The 17,937-nt window shown below is 40.5% G+C and carries 17 protein-coding genes and 2 pseudogenes; 18 read left to right on the top strand and 1 reads right to left on the bottom strand.

From position 1 onward, the window contains the following. The first annotated feature begins 934 nt into the window (after positions 1-934). The 9 genes and pseudogenes from BJP58_RS02355 (at position 935) to BJP58_RS02315 (ending at position 8,514) form a co-directional block, all read left to right on the top strand. The gene (locus BJP58_RS02355; RefSeq protein WP_194542630.1) at positions 935-1,861 is read left to right on the top strand and encodes a bifunctional helix-turn-helix transcriptional regulator/GNAT family N-acetyltransferase; all 927 of its coding nucleotides are present in this window, start codon (positions 935-937) and stop codon (positions 1,859-1,861) included. Between the two features lie 88 nt (positions 1,862-1,949). After that, a pseudogene (locus BJP58_RS02350) lies at positions 1,950-2,273 on the top strand (acyl-CoA dehydrogenase family protein); the annotation flags it as partial. 519 nt (positions 2,274-2,792) lie between these two features. Continuing rightward, positions 2,793-3,362 (top strand): hypothetical protein, encoded by a 570-nt coding sequence (locus BJP58_RS02345; protein WP_194542629.1) that lies wholly within the window; start codon positions 2,793-2,795, stop codon positions 3,360-3,362. A gap of 270 nt (positions 3,363-3,632) precedes the next feature. Then, complete coding sequence (locus BJP58_RS02340; protein WP_194542628.1) at positions 3,633-3,980, top strand: winged helix-turn-helix transcriptional regulator; 348 nt, start codon at positions 3,633-3,635, stop codon at positions 3,978-3,980. A gap of 188 nt (positions 3,981-4,168) precedes the next feature. Continuing rightward, complete coding sequence (locus BJP58_RS02335; RefSeq protein ID WP_009594196.1) at positions 4,169-4,777, top strand: NADPH-dependent F420 reductase; 609 nt, start codon at positions 4,169-4,171, stop codon at positions 4,775-4,777. Between the two features lie 54 nt (positions 4,778-4,831). After that, entirely contained in the window at positions 4,832-5,713 is an 882-nt protein-coding gene (locus BJP58_RS02330) for an SDR family oxidoreductase (protein ID WP_194542627.1), read from the top strand. Positions 5,714-6,163: 450 nt separating this feature from the next. After that, a complete protein-coding gene (locus BJP58_RS02325; protein ID WP_233354872.1) occupies positions 6,164-6,529 on the top strand; it encodes an NIPSNAP family protein in 366 nt (121 codons plus the stop codon). Positions 6,530-6,734: 205 nt separating this feature from the next. Further along, complete coding sequence (locus tag BJP58_RS02320) at positions 6,735-6,932, top strand: DUF6366 family protein (protein ID WP_096773700.1); 198 nt, start codon at positions 6,735-6,737, stop codon at positions 6,930-6,932. Positions 6,933-7,326: 394 nt separating this feature from the next. Next, complete coding sequence (locus tag BJP58_RS02315) at positions 7,327-8,514, top strand: MFS transporter (protein WP_194544782.1); 1,188 nt, start codon at positions 7,327-7,329, stop codon at positions 8,512-8,514. 128 nt (positions 8,515-8,642) lie between these two features. Here the strand turns inward: BJP58_RS02315 and BJP58_RS02310 are convergent, their stop codons facing one another. After that, positions 8,643-9,086 (bottom strand): Lrp/AsnC family transcriptional regulator, encoded by a 444-nt coding sequence (locus BJP58_RS02310; RefSeq protein ID WP_194542626.1) that lies wholly within the window; start codon positions 9,084-9,086, stop codon positions 8,643-8,645. Between the two features lie 464 nt (positions 9,087-9,550). Here BJP58_RS02310 and BJP58_RS02305 point away from each other — a divergent pair, with 464 nt between their 5' ends. The 9 genes and pseudogenes from BJP58_RS02305 to BJP58_RS02265 all read left to right on the top strand — a co-directional run bounded on the left by BJP58_RS02305 (position 9,551) and on the right by BJP58_RS02265 (position 17,838). Then, positions 9,551-10,513, top strand: a complete 963-nt coding sequence (locus BJP58_RS02305) for a phosphotransferase (RefSeq protein WP_194542625.1) — start codon at positions 9,551-9,553, stop codon at positions 10,511-10,513. Between the two features lie 198 nt (positions 10,514-10,711). Then, positions 10,712-11,473, top strand: a complete 762-nt coding sequence (locus BJP58_RS02300) for an AAA family ATPase (RefSeq protein ID WP_194542624.1) — start codon at positions 10,712-10,714, stop codon at positions 11,471-11,473. 269 nt (positions 11,474-11,742) lie between these two features. Beyond that, positions 11,743-12,318 (top strand): annotated as a pseudogene (locus BJP58_RS02295) (DNA/RNA non-specific endonuclease); the annotation flags it as partial. Positions 12,319-12,428: 110 nt separating this feature from the next. Further along, positions 12,429-13,271 carry a S1 family peptidase gene (locus BJP58_RS02290; RefSeq protein ID WP_194542623.1) on the top strand — a complete coding sequence of 281 codons (843 nt, stop codon included), beginning with the start codon at positions 12,429-12,431 and terminating at the stop codon, positions 13,269-13,271. 224 nt (positions 13,272-13,495) lie between these two features. Further along, positions 13,496-14,050: a YdcF family protein gene (locus BJP58_RS02285; RefSeq protein WP_194542622.1), complete on the top strand. Its 555-nt coding sequence runs from the start codon at positions 13,496-13,498 to the stop codon at positions 14,048-14,050. A 132-nt stretch (positions 14,051-14,182) separates the two neighbouring features. Next, complete coding sequence (locus BJP58_RS02280; protein ID WP_194542621.1) at positions 14,183-14,392, top strand: hypothetical protein; 210 nt, start codon at positions 14,183-14,185, stop codon at positions 14,390-14,392. A gap of 298 nt (positions 14,393-14,690) precedes the next feature. Further along, on the top strand, positions 14,691-15,161 hold the full coding sequence (locus tag BJP58_RS02275) for an NUDIX hydrolase (protein ID WP_194542620.1): 471 nt from the start codon (positions 14,691-14,693) through the stop codon (positions 15,159-15,161). A 438-nt stretch (positions 15,162-15,599) separates the two neighbouring features. Next, a complete protein-coding gene (gene pyrH, locus BJP58_RS02270; RefSeq protein WP_194542619.1) occupies positions 15,600-16,337 on the top strand; it encodes a UMP kinase in 738 nt (245 codons plus the stop codon). A 913-nt stretch (positions 16,338-17,250) separates the two neighbouring features. Beyond that, entirely contained in the window at positions 17,251-17,838 is a 588-nt protein-coding gene (locus tag BJP58_RS02265) for a GNAT family N-acetyltransferase (RefSeq protein WP_194542618.1), read from the top strand. Positions 17,839-17,937 lie beyond the last annotated feature (99 nt).

The raw sequence follows: 17,937 nt of genomic DNA, 5'->3' as shown, positions 1-17,937 counted from the left end.
TCCAATATAATGGGTGGTGATTCGTAAGAACATGATTCATACTGCTATTTTGTAATGCTACGATGCTAATATAGCAGATAGGTTGATGGTGAATATTAATTTGGAGGATTAAATAATGAAACAAAAACTGAAAATCGTATCCGCATTTTTATGTGGCGCTATATTCAAATCGATAATTACTAAAAACTTCCAATTACTATTGCACGTAACGATGTAACAATCACTTTAAATTCCCTGAATTAAGTAAATGGGAAAGTCCTTTTAAATGTTACTGTAAAATTTTATAGTGATAAGCGTATTGATTTTGAACTTTCACGAATTAGAGCTGACGATAATGTTAAGGGTAGAAAGTCGTACACTACAAGTGCAACGTATTTCTATACACCAACTAAAGGCCCCTGGGTTATTACTACAGAAACATACTTAGATAAACCCATCCTAACAGTTTATTCTGGGCACTACCACGAAGGCAACCGCTAAGAGATCGGCTGCCTTTGTTCACAAACGGACAGGAGGCAAATCATATGTATACATGAGTGTTGCTCTACTGAAGGGCCTTACTACGCTACAAAGACATTCGAAGGCTAGCACAGAAGGATGTGACCTAAGAATGATGGGTATTAATCTCACTGGGAAATTTCGAGTGTTCCACTTATTTTGATAAATTAGGACCCCGACGGAAATCTGCATTGTCAGCGCCTTCCGGAAAATGAACGGCCAGCGTCAGGAAGAGGATTCCGAATTGAATAAAACCGTCGACCTGCACAACTAAGCAAGGTGGTTGTAATGGGTTACCATGGGAAAAACACGGAATAAGCGGATTCCGTGTTTTTCGCTGTTCATTTAGTTGACTATGTCAAATTAATATTTGACTTAGTCAAATATTAATGTTAATTTTTTGCTATCCGAATAAAAAGAAAGGGGCTCACTCATCATGTCAGATGCAACCATCATTCAGACGATCCGGCGCTTTAACCGTTTTTATACGAATGTGCTCGGACTCCTCGATCAACATCTGTTGCACAGCGATTTTTCTCTCTCCGAGGCTAGGGTGCTTTACGAAATTCAGAATACGGAGCATTGCACAGCCAAAATGCTGATCGACAAGCTGAGCATCGATGCCGGATATTTAAGCCGCATCTTAAAGCGATTCGATAAGCTTGGGCTGACCTACCGCGTTCAATCCGATAAAGACGGCAGATCCTACTATCATTACCTGTCCGATCAGGGCCGTGAAATGCTGCACAAGCTCGATGCGCTATCCGACGAGCAAATCCGCCGGTTAATCGAGGGACTACCGGAGCACAGAAAGGGGCTGATTGCGAAGAGCATGACGGCCATTGAAAGCTCCCTCTCCACCGAAGAGGATCGCGGTCTGGGCGTGGTCATCCGCACCGAGCTGCGGTCGGGGGACGTTGGCGTCCTGATCCATCTGCACGGCTGGGTGTACGCGGAGGAGTGCGGTTATAATCATGGATTTGAGGGCTATGTTTGCAAGACCTTTCATGAGTTCTTCCAACATTATGACCGGGAGAAGGATCGGTTCTGGCTGGCGGAGGCGGACGGCCACATCGTCGGCGCTATCGCCATTGTCGGGCATACGCCGGACAAAGCACAGCTCAGATGGTTCATCCTGCACCCCGATTTCAGGGGAAGGGGACTTGGCAAGACGTTATTGAACGAGGCCGTCAAGTATTGCCGGGAAAAGGGCTACCGGAACGTGTTCCTGGAAACGACCGAGGATCAGGAAAATGCGATTCGGATGTACGAGAACGTCGGTTTCCGCAAGACCGGCGAGCGTCCGAACGAAGCGTGGGGCGTAAGCCACGTCGAGCAGGTTTTCGAGCTTCACTTGCCATAACGTCCCTTCATCGAGACCCCAAATCCGGATTGCTAACAATTTCTATATTACTACCAAAATACACGGTATTGAAAAGTAGGGGGCGAGCTTGAACCGATCTTATGTCGCAGATCCATTCATACGAAATGAACACGAGGTGAACATTGCGGAGAGGGCAGACCGGCTGGCCGCCATATTCGCGGAGAGAGCTCCCAAGCATGATTCGGAAGGATCGTTTCCGTACGAGAACTTTGAAGATCTCAAGGCGTCAGGCTATTTAAAACTAACCGTTCCCAAGCGATTTGGCGGAGAGGAAGCCTCCGTCTATGAAATGGTGCTGGCCCAGGAACGGCTGGCGCGCGGAGACAGCTCCACCGCACTAGCTGTCGGCTGGAGTATCAGCCTCTTGCTTAAGCAGCGTCTGACCCGGGCTTGACCCGAGGCTTTGTTTGAAAACCTGTGCGAGTCGATAGAGTTGATGGCCTTGTTGGGCGGAACCGAAGATGCAAGACCGGCAAGATTACCGTTACTTATCAAAAGAAATCCTACACCTTGAACCCCAAAAATCAAATCATTTAGAATAAGCGCACATACTACCCTACGAGAGAGCTCGTGACTGGTATCTGTCTAAAGCTATTGATCAAAAGCAAAGCGCAGGCTGCAGATGATTGTTTACGGAGTTTCAAATCATCGAATAGCGATCGAACGTATTCAAGTTACTATAAAACAATAGAGAATCGCCAGGTAAACGGAGAAGACTAACGAAAAGCAAATGACCATATAAAGAAAATATCATTTGTAGGACTTTCAACTATTAGCAAGTGGAGGTTGAAGAAGAGATTAAATAGACTAAATCTGAGTCGCGGCAGTTTTGTGTACAATCGACATGACACATTTAATCCCCGGTGTGTAAAATGTGTCATGTAGACAGTACACATTAGGAGGAGTTACGATGGACCTTCGAGCAGCCGCTCATCTCATTAACACTTCACAGCGTAGAGAGTCTGACCCACCGATCGTACATATATTGGATTGTACCGCCTGCAAGAAATCTTACGCGAGACTTCCCCAAGATATTGCGCTTGCTGAACGGAATGGCTCGTTGCAGCTTTGCAACCTGTGTCAAGATATACAAAGAAAGAGTCAGAAGAGTAGTCGTCTTTATGCCAGAAGAAACGGTAATCTGAAGTGGTCAGATTCGCTTGGCATTGCATATCCTACAAAAGGAAGCATCAAGAATGGAGAAGGTCCTTATACCGAGATCATGCACCGATTTGAGATTTGGCTTCGAGACGTGCACAATTACTTACCTGGGCAAGAAATTGAATGGGAGACCCGGAAGCAGTTACAAAAACAATTCTTCCTAGAGTTTATTGATGAGCCCAACCTCTTCTCTACCCAGCCAATTCGGAAGCTTACACATAACGGTGAAACAGTCTATGTATGTACCGGCTGCCAGGCTCAGATGAGCCCGACCTATTTTATTAAATGTTGCCCATCGAAAAAGCCCAAGAGCAATTAGCATCTAGAGTAAGGTACTGAACATACCAGTGGCTTATGCGCTATCCTACCTGTATCCTTAGTGAGGCAGCGTCAGTCTAATACTTAATTTTACTAGGTTATCAAGACCTAAATTTAAGAAAGATAGATATATTAAAGGGTTTCACATATTAGTCATGACTAATATGTGAAACCCTTTATGTTCAACTATCATTTCCCGTTAGATCAACAAGTAATAGGGTTATCATGTATTATAATAATGGAAATTTAATGAAGGGTAGTGTTTTTTAAATTGAAAACTTTTTATTGTGATCTGGAAATCACTTTAAATGTCATTGGCGGGAAGTGGAAGCCTCTTATTCTGTATTATTTAATAAAAGGTCCTAAACGGACCGGTGAATTGAGAAGGCTCATACCCACAATATCTCAGAAAATGTTAGTCCAGTCGTTGCGGGAGTTGGAGAGTGCTAATTTGATTATAAGAAAAATGTACAATCAGGTACCACCAAAAGTGGAATATTCAATATCAGAAATGGGTATGTCACTTGAACCCACTTTGCGAGCTCTTTGTGATTGGGGCCAAAATTATGCAGAGAAGAACTTGAGTAAGGATGAATATCGGAGATTAAATGTAGAATAGAGTAATTTCATTGATCCATTTATTCTGCACTTCATCACAATTATCACTTTTTAGTTACTATATAACATAAAAGTACGTACTATTTTAAAAGTTATGGATGGATCATAATAAGACTTATGGCCATGAAGAAAATCAAAGAATTAATAAAAGGAGTCGTATGTAGATCGATAAGTTTTTGGAGGTGCGTTATGAAATTTGGCTTTATTGGTGCTGGAACAGTTGCTCAAACGCTGGCGAAACATCTATTGCTTCACGGTCATGAAGTTATTCTCAGTAATAGTCGTGGTCCCGAAACGCTCTCAGATCTGGTAAGCTCGCTTGGTGCTGGCGCAAAATCCGGAACACCGTCAGAAGCAGCTGAGCAGGACTTTGTAATATTATGCGTGACGTGGGCGCAAATGCCTGCTGCTTTGTCAATGGTTCCTGACTGGACAGGCCGTGTTCTTATTGATGCTACCAACCGTTTTGAAAATACGGAACCTCTACTTGGCGAATGGTCAGGAAAGAATTCAAGTGAAATCGTAGCCCAATATGCTCCGGGTGCTCATGTAATTAAAGCTTTTAACAGTGTTCCGATGGAATGGATTAAGGATTACACGGAAGAGAAGCCGAAGACTGTCCTGTTCATGTCCGGTGACGACATCCAGGTAAAACAAGTCTTGAAAGAAATTTGGGAGAAGATTGGCTTTGCCTGTATTGATCTTGGATCCTTGAGCCAGGGCGGTCTGCTGCAGCAAATAGGAGGACCTCTCGCCGGATTGAATTTAAATCTGCTGGATCAATACACTGTACGATAACGTTATCCTATACTGCAACTGGTTTATCAATAAAAGTTCAAAGGGGTTACTAATATGGGTAAAATACTTATTACTGGAGCAACGGGTAATCTTGGCAGCAGGACGCTAAACCTTCTTCTTAAAAAGGTTCCGGCAAATCAGGCCGCTGTATTGGTACGTGATCCGCAATCTGAAAAAATCGAAAGGTTTGTTAAAGAAGGTGTGGAGGCCCATCAGGGCGACTATTTCGATTATAACTCCCTTCTGCGAGCTTTTAATGGTGTTGACAAAGTCATGCTTATCTCCGCGCAAGCATTTACCGACCGTAATACGCAACATTTCAATGTCATCGCAGCTGCAAAGGAGGCTGGTGTTAAACAAGTGATCTACACGTCGATCATTCGAAAAGAAAATTCAAATCTTATTTTGCCCGAAGTAACGATGTCAGACTTATTTGCTGAACAAACGCTTAGAGCATCCGGATTAGACTATACCATTCTGCGGAATCCACCGTACCTTGAAACCTTGCATATGTATTTCGGAGATGCGCTTAAAGCCGGCGTGCGAGTACCAGAGGGTTCCGGCAAAGTTGCCGCTGCATCTCTGGATGACTTGGCGGCAGCTAACGTAGCCGTTCTCACTCAACACGGGTACGAAAATAAGACATACACTCTAAGTGGCAGCGAGGGGAGCTCTTTTGCAGACATCGCTGAAGCCCTCTCGGAGATTAGTGAGATGAATATCCCTTATGAGTCAGTTAGCGAAAAAGAATATATAGACTCTATGGTAGCAAATGGCTTGCCTGTTTTCATGACTGATTTTTTATTAGGCTGGGTGCGAGGAGTCAACACTGGAGAATTTTCGGAGACATCCGGGGATCTTGAAAGTCTAATTGGCCGAAAACCAATGACATATAAGGAATTCTTTAAACATCAGTTTTCTAAAGTTGAAGATTGAAAGCAGGGTATGTTTTAGACTAAATTTGAAAAAGAAACAGCGACAGCCAAGGACGAGAAAATTGACTGTCGCTATTTTATTGAGCTAACGTTTCCCGCAATAAACGTCCGGATTGACCGGCCGTTTATGTGACACAACCCATAAAGAAGTGTCGGAGGACAGAAACATTGTCCCATGGAAAGTCGCTATTTTAGCGGCTTTTTTGTTATATCGGTACAAGTTCTTGTCCCGAGCCAAGGACAAGAACTTGTACCGATTGCCGTAAAGGACAAGAACATGAGCCGATTACCGATTAGACAAGTATCTAACTATGTTTCCATGCAATTTCACTAAGCTAACGGGCAGTTTAGCTTAATAATGTTGAAGTTCCAGGATTGTTTTAACAGGGATATAAAGTTCATTAAAGAATAAATACTTAGTGACATTTCGAGCAGATGAGAAGATAAAGAATTGAGTATATATCGAAGGAAGTCATACAAAATAGATTCAAAAAGAATAGATGAATTTAATCATTTATTTAATGAATTTCTTTTACCTACACAACTCAAATATGGGGCAAGTTTAGTTGGTCGGTGGATGACGGAAGAAATCGAAGGTGCTATTGAAGTCTTTGCGATTTGGGAATATAAGAGCCTTGAGGAATATCAAAATATAGAAAACCAGGTTAAAGGTGATGAAGAGCATGTTAAACGCGTACGGAATCAACACGAGGAACTAAGAATACGTGGAGAAAATCTCTTAAAAGAAGCACCTAAAGAAGACTTTTTATTGAGTACAGTACCTAGGAATAAAACGATACTATCCAATTTTTCATAAAAAACAATTCAACTAACGGGATACAGATAGCTCAATAAAAACAAGAATGCAGCCAATCAACGTAATCGGCTGCTTTTGTTCAACTAACAGGCAGGGTAGTGCAAGAAGGTTGTGGAATACATAAAAATGTTATTATTATACTACTGCATCAATAAATTGGTATTGGATATCTAATTAAAATTATTAACCTAGGGGTAGGTAAACAATGAGCAAAGATTATGAAACTCCTGAAAGAACAAGAGAAAGACTAAGACAAGAAGAATTGGAAAATAATCCATTTGGTCATATGAATCCCGGAAATAGTAGGGCTCGGTATAGTATAGTCGATTTAGGTTGGAAAGGCACTTTAGTATTAACTATTGTTATTATTGTCGGTCTTATAGTTGTTCAATATTTTTATTAATGGTTTTAATATTTGAGAAAGCCAAAATTGTCGAGATACAAGATATCGGTACAAGTTCTTGTCCTGAGTCGAGGACAAGAACTTGTACCGATTGCCGTAATGGACAAGAACATGAGCCGATTACCGATTAGATAATATCTAACTAGGTTTCCATGCAATTCATTAAGCTAACGGGCAGGTTAGTGCAGTCATAGTGGCTAGAATAAGATGACCATTAAAATTAAAAGTAAACATTCCGAAATAAATGGATTTTCTTTGTGATAAAGTTCCACTACCTTTAATGCTGTATGCACAATGAGAGCTTATTTCTGTAAGCTTATCAAAGATAGCAAGTGAGCATTTTAGCTATCTCAAAATACAGAATAAAGGAGCATTATTTGTGATTTCGAACGAAATGTATTCTGCCACAAATGACACCGATGTCAAAAAAGAAAGTCTTCCATGGGCAGGTCTACTGGCGTTAGCTATGGCAGGATTTATCTGCATACTTACGGAAAGTCTGCCTGCTGGGCTACTACCCCAGATTGCGAGTGATCTTGGCGTAACGCAGGCGCTGGCCGGACAACTGGTTACGTTATATGCAGTGGGCTCCCTGCTGGCTGCCATTCCGCTGACCACGGCGACACGAGAGTGGAGACGCAAACCGCTTTTGCTGCTATGTATCATAGGTTTTCTGGTATTTAACACGGTGACTGCCTTATCTTCGGTGTATGCTATAACGCTAATCGCACGTTTCTGTGCAGGAGTAGCAGCGGGGGTGTTGTGGGGAATGACTGCAGGTTATGCACGCCGCATGGTGCCTGAGTCGTTAAAAGGAAAAGCCATGGCCGTCGCTATGGTAGGCACACCTTTGGCATTGGCGCTCGGGGTTCCGATAGGAACATTTTTCGGAACGTATGCAGGCTGGCGCCTGATCTTTGGAACAGTATCCATATTGACGCTAGCCCTCATTGCATGGGTGCTCTGGAATATGCCGGATTATGAAGGAGAGCCCGCTCAGCATCAACTCCCATTGCATAAAATCTTTTTCATACCTGGAATTCGGCCCATTTTGTTTGTGGTTCTCGCCTGGGTGCTAGCTCACAATATTTTGTATACCTACATTTCCCCTTTTCTGGCCGACACGGCACTGGCCCATAGAGTCGATCTGATTCTGCTATTATTCGGTGTGACTTCAGTAATCGGCACTTGGATCATTGGGTTGCTGATTGATCGTTATATGAGAATACTGGTTTTATCAAGCATTGCGATATTTGCCCTTGCCTCAGCGGCAATGGAAATCTGGATAAATCAGCCGGTCGTCATCATCTTCGGTGTCATCGCATGGGGAATGACCTTTGGCGGAGCAGCCACATTACTACAGACAGCCATTGCACATGCAGGTGGCCAAAGTGCGGATATCGCTCAATCCATGCTAGTAACGGCGTGGAATCTCGGAATCGGTGCAGGAGGAATTGTTGGGGCTATCCTGCTTGATTGGATCGGGGCCAGATTCCTACCAGGTTCATTGGTTCTCTTGTTGCTAATTACCCTTATTATAGCTTGGACCGCCCAAAATCACGGATTTCCTAGATCTCGCTAAAAGCGGATTTTTATATCGGAAAAGATCAGTTGTTAGGAATCCCTTCTAAAACGGCTTCATTCTTTATACGAAAGACCGCCCATCCATGTAACCGATAGATGGGCGGTCTTTAAATAAATGCGTAATACTCAGATGAGGAGGTTGGTTCCTTCAATCAGGTTTTTATGCGCAATAGGCGAAGACATCGCGATAAGTGTAGTGTAGGTTCCGAATTTGTCACACTGATCTCCAAACGCTTCTAGGTCCGCGATGGAGTCTGTCATGACTTTTAATAAATAGTTATGTTCCCCGCTTACGCGATAACATTCCACAACTTCGGGGGAAGAACGGCAGAAATCAAGGAAAGCATTGCATTCTCTGGTCCGAAAAAGTAGATAGGATGTACTTTGTTTTCCTATTTTTTTGGGATTTATAACGGTACGATACTCTTCAATCACCCCGCTTTCTTCCAGTCGCTTCACTCGTTCCGTGACGGCTGGCTGTGATAGTCCCACCAACTTTCCCAATTCGGTCATGGACAATCTGGCTTGGTTTTCCATATGAAACAGGATGTTTTTATCGATCTGATCCACATTATCGCTTCCTTTTAATGTATAGGTTATTTGAATAAAGTTCCTTCAGATTAACGGTGATTGAAGATCGATTTTTTGAAAATCTTATGTAATGTAGAAGAAATTATTTATATAATAAACGCACTTACTTTAAATAATCAAGTGGGACCTTTAAGAGAGGGGATGGGGAGTCCACATATTGAAGCTGCAAATATTAGCTGAGCACACCGCAGTCATTGATTCTATTTGTAGTTTGGAAAGCACCGCGGAAAGATTAAATCTGGAATAATTTGAAATAAACGAACAACAGTATCGTTAAGCTAACGGGAAACGATAAGTCAATAAAAACAAGAAGGCAGCAGATCAATGTGATCGGCAGCTTTTGTTCAACTAACGGGCAGGATAGTCGAACAAAGTGTCTAAAACTCTTTTTCACACTAAAGCTTAGAACTGCGGTATAATTCGGTAAAGTATTACATGAGTGGGTGAGTAACTTGACGTTAATAAATAATAATGTCCAAAAATTGGTACAAGAGACTGTGAAGAAATTTATAGATCCTAAAGCAGAAGTTTTAAGCATTGAAAGCAAGGCGATTAATATGGGATTACAAGCAGTTGAGTTAATGCGACATAGTGTACTAATAAAAATACTTAACGAAACCTCAAAGTTGTCTCTTGTTTCAAAACATGCTACCAGGATAGAACGGCTGGTACTAACAAGGCTTTACTCACAAAAAGCAAGTGTGCCTTTTTCTCTGTCATATGGCTCTGAAGTAGATGAAAGGTCTCTTATTTGTTTACAGGATGTTGATTATCAAACGGATTATAAAACTATAAATATTAGGTTGCTTCAGAAAAGTGAACCGAGTGTACTATCACATATTCACATCTCTAACTTTGGTCAAAAAAAAGAACTTTCATGGTTACCTGAGGTAGACAGCTCCCATATTGAAAAGATGTTATACGAGCGGTGGAAACCCCAATGGCATGCAGCTAAGGGGAACGAACAGTTTAGAGCAACCTTCGGAGAATACATACCTTTAGTAGAAGATGTGGCAAATACGATTTCCGAGGATATACAATACGTAATAAAAGATGAGAGCAGTCAAACATTAATTCATAACGACCTTAATCCAGGAAACGTGTTAGTCCATAACAATACGGATGTAATTTTTATTGATTGGGAAGAAGCTAGGTATGGCTCTTTATTTCTAGACATTCCTCTTCGCTGCGGTACCTCGGAACAAATTGAGGAATATAGGGGGTTACTGGCTGCTAATACTATGGAGTTTTCAGATAATCATTTCAATCAAATGTATGCAATCGCCTCTCGCTACCTAGGACTTAGATATATGAGTTGGAATTTAGGAGCTTGGACTAATAATTCACACGCCAAAGATGACTTAAGGAAATACTTGGACATGGTGGTGGGAACTTCGCTAAACTAACGGGAAACGATAGCTCACTAATGATAAAACTGCAGCCGACCAGTTGATCGATTGCAGTTTCCTTACGCTTACGGGCAGGATAGTTTCGGTATGTGGTATTATTTGATTGATGGAGTAAACTAAAGGGTGAGACATGAGTCAGCGTTGGCCAACAAAGGAAAGGATAACGATTAAAGGCTTAAAAGGGAGTGAACTATATTGAATGTACAGCATTCCTATTTACGACAAATTCAGCTCAAGAGGCACCAAGTACCCGCTTATAATCGTTACCCCTTTGATTTGGCGGTCATTCGAAGCCTAAATACTCTTGATTTCCACCCCAAGGTAACCTATATCGTAGGTGAAAATGGGATGGGCAAATCAACACTGATGGAGTCCATTGCTGTCGCATGGGGATTTAACCCGGAGGGTGGGACGATCAACTTTTCCTTCTCAACCCAGGCTACTCACTCCAGCTTATATGAATATATACAATTGATCAGAGGTCCGCGACGCCCGAGGGATGGCTTCTTCTTCCGGGCAGAAAGTTATTATAATTTAGCCACGACGATCGATGAGTTGGACAGCCAACCTTCATTCGGTCGCCCTATTAAAGATTCGTACGGTGGCAAGTCCTTGCATGAGCAATCGCACGGAGAGTCGTTCTTTTCCACTTTCATTCATCGATTCGGGGAGAATGGATTATATATACTTGATGAGCCTGAGGCTGCATTGTCTCCCCTTCGCCAAATGGCGATGCTGACACGAATCCATGAACTTGTTTTGCAAAACTCTCAATTTATTATTGCGACTCATTCCCCAATCCTTATGGCATATCCAGATTCGATTATTTACAATCTAAAGCCGAATGGTATCGAGGTCCAAGTATTGGAAGAGACCGACCATTTTATGATTATGAAAGAGTTTGTGAATAACAAGGATAGGATGCTCAGAGAGTTATTCGCAGAAGCTCAAGATTAAATCCACTGCTATCCTATGGAACCCAAAATTTCAAGAGAGGTCGTTTTAAACGAAGAGATCTATTGTCATGATTAAGCTAACGGATAACTATAGCTTAATGATGACCCGAAGGCAGCCGACGACTAAGATCGGCTGCCTTCGCTGCGCTAACGGGGGCAGGGTAATACAATAGGATATTAGTCTTTTATGGTAAGATTATAGAACAAGAAAATATAGTTAAAGTCGTCGTTTTTAGAATGAACAGTATGAAATTATAGGAGAGTCCTAAAATGAAAAAGAAAATGAACTATTTAATTTTAATTTTAACGATCATCTTTATGGTTGGTTGTACCAACATAGAAGATACATCCAATACAGATGTAGAAACAGATTCACAAGAAATAACCACAGATACAACAACTAAGAATAGTGAAAAAAAAGCAGCTGTCAAAGCGGTTGTTGATGAACCAGTAGGAGAGGAAACATCAACACAACCAAATAACGAATTGTTTTTAGGATACAAGCTTATCGAAGTCGATGGTGGTGATTTGTCTGGGCATCGTGAACCTAACGTTGTTGTTGACATTGGATACGGAGACCGTGAATATTGGGCATTTACTAATGAAGATGGGCAATTAGTACGTGTCATTGCTGATGAAATTATTCTACAAGACGACCGTAACGAACTTGTACTATCGTCTGGCAGATACTACCCTGATGAGGCAAAGGTTCCTGGTGTCGAAAGTGACGTTTTAGATGAAGGACATATCATTGCTGATTCTCTCGGAGGGGTATCGAATGCATATAATATTACCCCACAAGATAGCACACTCAACCGACATGGTGATCAGGCTTATATGAAAGATACGAGCTCCTTCAAAAAGAAGAGCAAGAATTAATAAATAGAATACAAGAACAAGATGTTAAGACTGATGAAATCAGAAACCTATACAGCCTCGACGAAAACTATTTAGGAATGTATATAGACCAAGCTTCAGGAGGTACAATTAATATAGGATTCAAGGAAAATACAACTTCTATGTTGGAGGCTAGTTCCATTAATAGCTTTCTGCCAATTAAAACTTTTGAAGCTGAGTATTCTGAAAAAGAAATGGAGGATGCAGCCAATCTCCTACGCAGCAATCTTTCAATAGTAACTGAATTAATCCCAAGCCTTCTTTATATTAATGTTGACTTTATTAATCAAGAAATTCAAATAGGTACTATAGAGAAAGTTAATGATGCCGATGGTTTAATAGTCCAAAAAATCAGTGAGATTACTAGACAAAATAAAAACCTATTTAAAATAGTTACAGACCCAACTTCAAAGACAGAGGATAATTTACGTAGGGATCGCATTAGACCCTTACAGGGGGGATTAACTATTGATTCGGCACCATCTACAGCTGGAAATTGTTCAACAGGTTATTCTGCCTTAGATTCTTCAGGTAACCCGTATATTATGACTGCAGCACATTGTTGGTATAAACAACCGGGTACAGGAATATATCAGTCCGATGCGTATATTGGTACCTTTAGTAGTATAGCCCATTATGGGAATAACGTAGATGCTGCGGCGATACGTGTTAGTTCAACCAATCTTCTAAGTAATCAAGTCTACAACGAAACCACAAGGTTAACAGCTCTGCAAGTTCCAGGTAATGATGTTATAGGTGAGGTCGTGTGTATCTCAGGACGAAATAGAGGAGAAACCAACCCATGTGGTACTCTGCAGGGTAAAAGCGCTAGTGCATTTTGGGAAATAATGGATAATGGAGTCTTAACAAAAGTATGGTTTTGTCGGGGGACAAGAACATAGTCGCATTGTAAGTCGCTAAAATAGCGGCTTTTTTGTTTTATCGGTACAAGTTCTTGTCCCGAGTCGAGGACAAGAACTTGTACCGATTGCCGTAAAGGACAAGAACATGAGCCGATTACCGATTAGATAAGTATCTAACTGTTCTCATGCATTATCATTAAGCTAACGGGCAGGATGGTGGGATACAACGGCGAATACATATGTCAATTCAGTAAGGAGGTTCAATGTCTTTTCCATTTGATTGCATCAGTGATTTTATGTTTTTCGAAACGGAGATCGGACACGCAGATGTTATTTTAATCCCAGGCGCGAGTCAACCTCAGTTGATGGAAAGAGCCGCAACGTTATACCATCAAGGGCTCTCTTCCTTGATATTACCTTCTGGAGGTTCCACCCCATATGTAGAAACAACCGAATGGGAATATCTACAAAATGTGGGTGTTTCGTTAGGGGTTAATCCTAAAGCAATACTTAAAGAAGATAAAGCAACGAATACCTTTGAGAATGCTCGCTTCTCTTTGGAAGTATTACAGCAACAAGGGATTCACCCTAAAAAAATTTTATTGGTCTGTAAAAATTATCATGCACGAAGAGCACTACTAACTTATCAATTTCATTTTCCTAGAGAGACTATTTTTTATGTTAGTCCAATAATTGATAAATCAGGGACAACTAAAGAGAACTGGTTTCTAGAAGACGATAAAATAAAGCTCGTTATGGATGAGTTAGAGAAGGTTGGGAAGTATTTTAGGCGACAAATACCGAAGTGGGTTGAATAGCTATTTATTCAACTAACGGGAAACCATAAAATAACTTTTCAACCACTGGAAACGTTTTAATCAAGGGAGGTGGCTTGGAAACAACGCTTTGTAACGGAAGAATAAATGATATTTAAAGATGGAGGAATAGTTATGGAGACGAAGGAAGAAAATTTTCCAAGTGATAGCACCATGGAATCAATCAAAAGTTTAACAGAGAAAGATGCCAAGACTTTCTTGAACCTTATATATGCACTTTTAAAAGACAACAAAAATCCGAGCGAACATTTGATTTCAAATGTATTATCCATTTTTGAAAAACAATTACCGAGAGTGGCTAAAGCAAGACAGAATGAAAACTAATCATCATGCTGCTACAAAACGCTGTGAAGATAAAATAATTGAATTTGAACAACGGATAATGTGTGGGGAAAGTGGTGGGGGTGATCGGTAGCCCGTTAAGCTAACGGGAAACGATAGCTCAATGAAGACATATAGAGGCAGCCAGCTTTTTGGTCGTCTGCTTCTTCTCAACTAACGGGCAGGATATTTTCAAAAGTTTAGAGAATACCCTTCATATGGAATTATTTACGAAGTAGTGAATAAGACGTTATACGACAGTCTCTATAATACATAGAAAAACATAGAAAGGAATCATTGAATGATCATTAGGACCGTTTCATTGTGTCTAATTCGAAGAGGCGATCAAATATTAGTTGAAGAATCATATGATAAAGCAGTAAACAAGACTTTTTATCGACCGGTTGGTGGTACGGTTGAGTATGGAGAGAATAGTAAAGAGACGATAATTCGAGAAGTAAAAGAAGAATTAGATTCCCAAATACAAGAACCCAAGCTAAAGTTTGTCATTGAAAACCTATTTTCATACTTGGATCAGATAGGTCATGAAGTAGATTTCATTTATGAAGCTGATCTTGTTGATCATGACTTATACAAAAGAGAAGTTATCGAAGGCATAGAAGGAATAACTCCATATAAAGCAGTTTGGAAATCAATTAATGGATTCGAAAATAATGAACAGGAAAAACTAGTACCGGATGGATTATTGGACCTATTGCTTGCGAATTATTCAGAGAGAATTAGCAAAGTCGAGCACATTAGAACTACATAAAATCAAAAAGAACAACTATGTAAGCAGAAGCGGAATTCGCCCTTAGCTTTGTCTTCGAGTTCGACCCTTAGTTGGTTGAAGTATTCTTGGACAAGATCGAGGAGCACTAGTTGAATTGCTTTGGCGTGCCGAAGCAATTTTAAATCCTGACACGTAACGATGATACGCAAAATAAATACCTCCTCAAGATACAGAAATAGCCCCGTAGATCAGGTGCTCATGGAATTAATATATGGTTGAAATCCTGTCGCTTTCGGTTGCATTTTACCCTCACACAGTATAGAATGAATTGATGAAAAATTACTGGAAGGGGTGGGAATATGAGGAGGAAACGGAAGGCTTATGATAAGTCGATTGTTACAATTTCATATTCACGTTCCATTAAGACACTAAAGCATTCGTTGCTTTAGTGTTTTTTATTTGCGCGGAGGTGTTAATTTGACAAGGTACAAAAGAGTTCTTATTAAACTAAGTGGTGGAGCAGTGGCCGGAAACACGGAATTTGGTTTTGAGTCCGAAACGTTAGACCATATTGCTAATGAAATTATGTCAGTTGTAAATCTAGGTGTTGAGGTATCATTAGTTATAGGTGGAGGGAATATTTTTCGCGGCAATATGGCGGAAAGCTGGGGAATAGAAAGAGAAGAAGCTGACAACATCGGGACGCTTGCTACTGTTATTAATAGCTTGATGCTTCGAGGAGTTCTTAAAGCCAAAACAGACAAAGAAGTTCGTGTAATGACAGCAATACCTATTACATCAGTTGCAGAACCATACATCAGACTAAGAGCAGTTCACCATCTGGAAAAGGGCTACATAGTAATTTTTGCAGGAGGAAACGGGCAACCCTACGTTACTACGGATTACCCTTCCGTTCAAAGGGCAATCGAAGTTAATTGTGAAGCATTGTTAGTAGCAAAACAAGGGGTGGACGGTGTTCTCAATGCAGACCCTAAGTTCGACAAAGAAGCAAGGAAGTTCAGGTCACTTCACTACAACGATGTTTTAAAATACAACTTGAAGGTAATGGATCAATCAGCTTTCATCTTAGCTAGAGACTACAATCTGCCAATGCATGTGTTTAATTTTGACAAGCCGGGCTCAATGAAAGAAATTTGCGAGGGGAAAGTTAATGGCACAATAATTAGTGGTGAGTCAATTTTGGAATTGGAATGAGTTGAAGAATATGAGGGAGCATAACAGCGCTCCCTCTTTTTCGTAATACTTGCGTTACAGATAGAGCGGAGAACCGTATCACAAGTAGTGGTAAAGCGGAGAATTGAGCTCTTGGTGAGTTTAACTGGGAAGAATAGCTAAATAGTGAGCGAAATTTACGGGCCAGAGAACTGTATTGCAAATTTCTGGACAAATTCAGATGATCAGCAAATTGTTGCACATGTTCGCTACATAGAATTGTGTATAAAATATCGAGTTTTTGTTTATACAGTAAAACAAAAAAGAAAGGACTGTACTTAATGAAAAGAAATGAAACCATTGCTCAAAAACGAACTGTAAGAGGATCCCTAAAATCCGGAAGAAAATAACAATAACTTTTAATAAAATCAGCATTCAGAATGAGTGCATTTGTCGAGGGACAAGAACATGGTCACATTGAAAGTCGCTACTTTAGCGGCTTTTTTGTTTTATCGGCACAAGTTCTTGTCCCGAGTCGAGGACAAGAACTTGTACCGATTGCCGTAAAGGACAAGAATATGAGCCGATTACCGATTAGATACATATCTAATTAAAATTCTGCAGCTATTTCATTAAGCTAACGGGCAGATTTGCATAATACGGGTTTAAGGTTTTGATGATAATAATTGATTTAAAAAATTCTTTATTCCCGGAATAAGGAGACCTTCTGATAATATGGATTTGAAGGTATTTGCACCTAATTCTCGATGTGGATAGGATTTGATTAGATAGGTGATTGGTCTATGGTTTAATCCCCTCAGAGTATAGATACATAATTAAAAACGCTGTTGATGTTTAGCTGACAGACAGCAATGTGGTTGTAACTCCGCTTAGTAAATTAATATATGGTTTTAGAAAACTGGAACCACATTTTATTCTTGAGAGGGTGGGTATAATGAGAAGTATAGATTATAGCAATTATTACTGGCAAGATGATGAAGTTAGATTGCGTGCCATACAGGCCGAAGATTGGGAAAGTTGTTACATAAGCGACTTTGATACTCCGGCACGTCGTCTTTTAGAATGTGCTATTGAATTACCACCAACAATTTCTGGGGCAAAAAAATTTGTAGAGGAAAATGCTAATTTCTCTTCTACAAACGGACGGATCATGTTTACCATTGATAAGCTGAATGGGGAAAGTATAGGCGGTATCAATTTAAACAGTATCGACGAGAGAAACGGGACATTTAGTATTGGAATAGTGATAGATAAAGAGTATCGTGGTCAGGGTTACGGTACAAGGGCTATGGAAATTCTCTTAAAATATGCCTTTTTGGAACGAAGACTTAATAAATTTAATGACTATGTTCTTGAAGGAAATGAAGGTTCTTCGAAAATGATGCAAAAACTTGGCTGCATTCAAGAAGGTATACGGCGACAGGTGGTATATATAAATGGTCAATATTTAGATTTTATTTTGTTTGGTTTAACCAAAGATGAGTTTATACAGAAGCAAAATGAGAAACTCAAAATAGGTTGAAGGAGAAGGAGCTTCCTAAGGCAGCTCCTTTTTCATCCGCAAGAAAGAAGGGATCATGGGCATTTTTTACAGAATTAACTTATATATATAAACATCGGT

It is taken from the genome of Paenibacillus sp. JZ16 (assembly GCF_015326965.1).
In the GTDB taxonomy this organism is placed as follows: Bacteria; Bacillota; Bacilli; order Paenibacillales; family Paenibacillaceae; genus Paenibacillus_AQ.
This window is presented reverse-complemented; position numbering and strand designations above follow the sequence as displayed.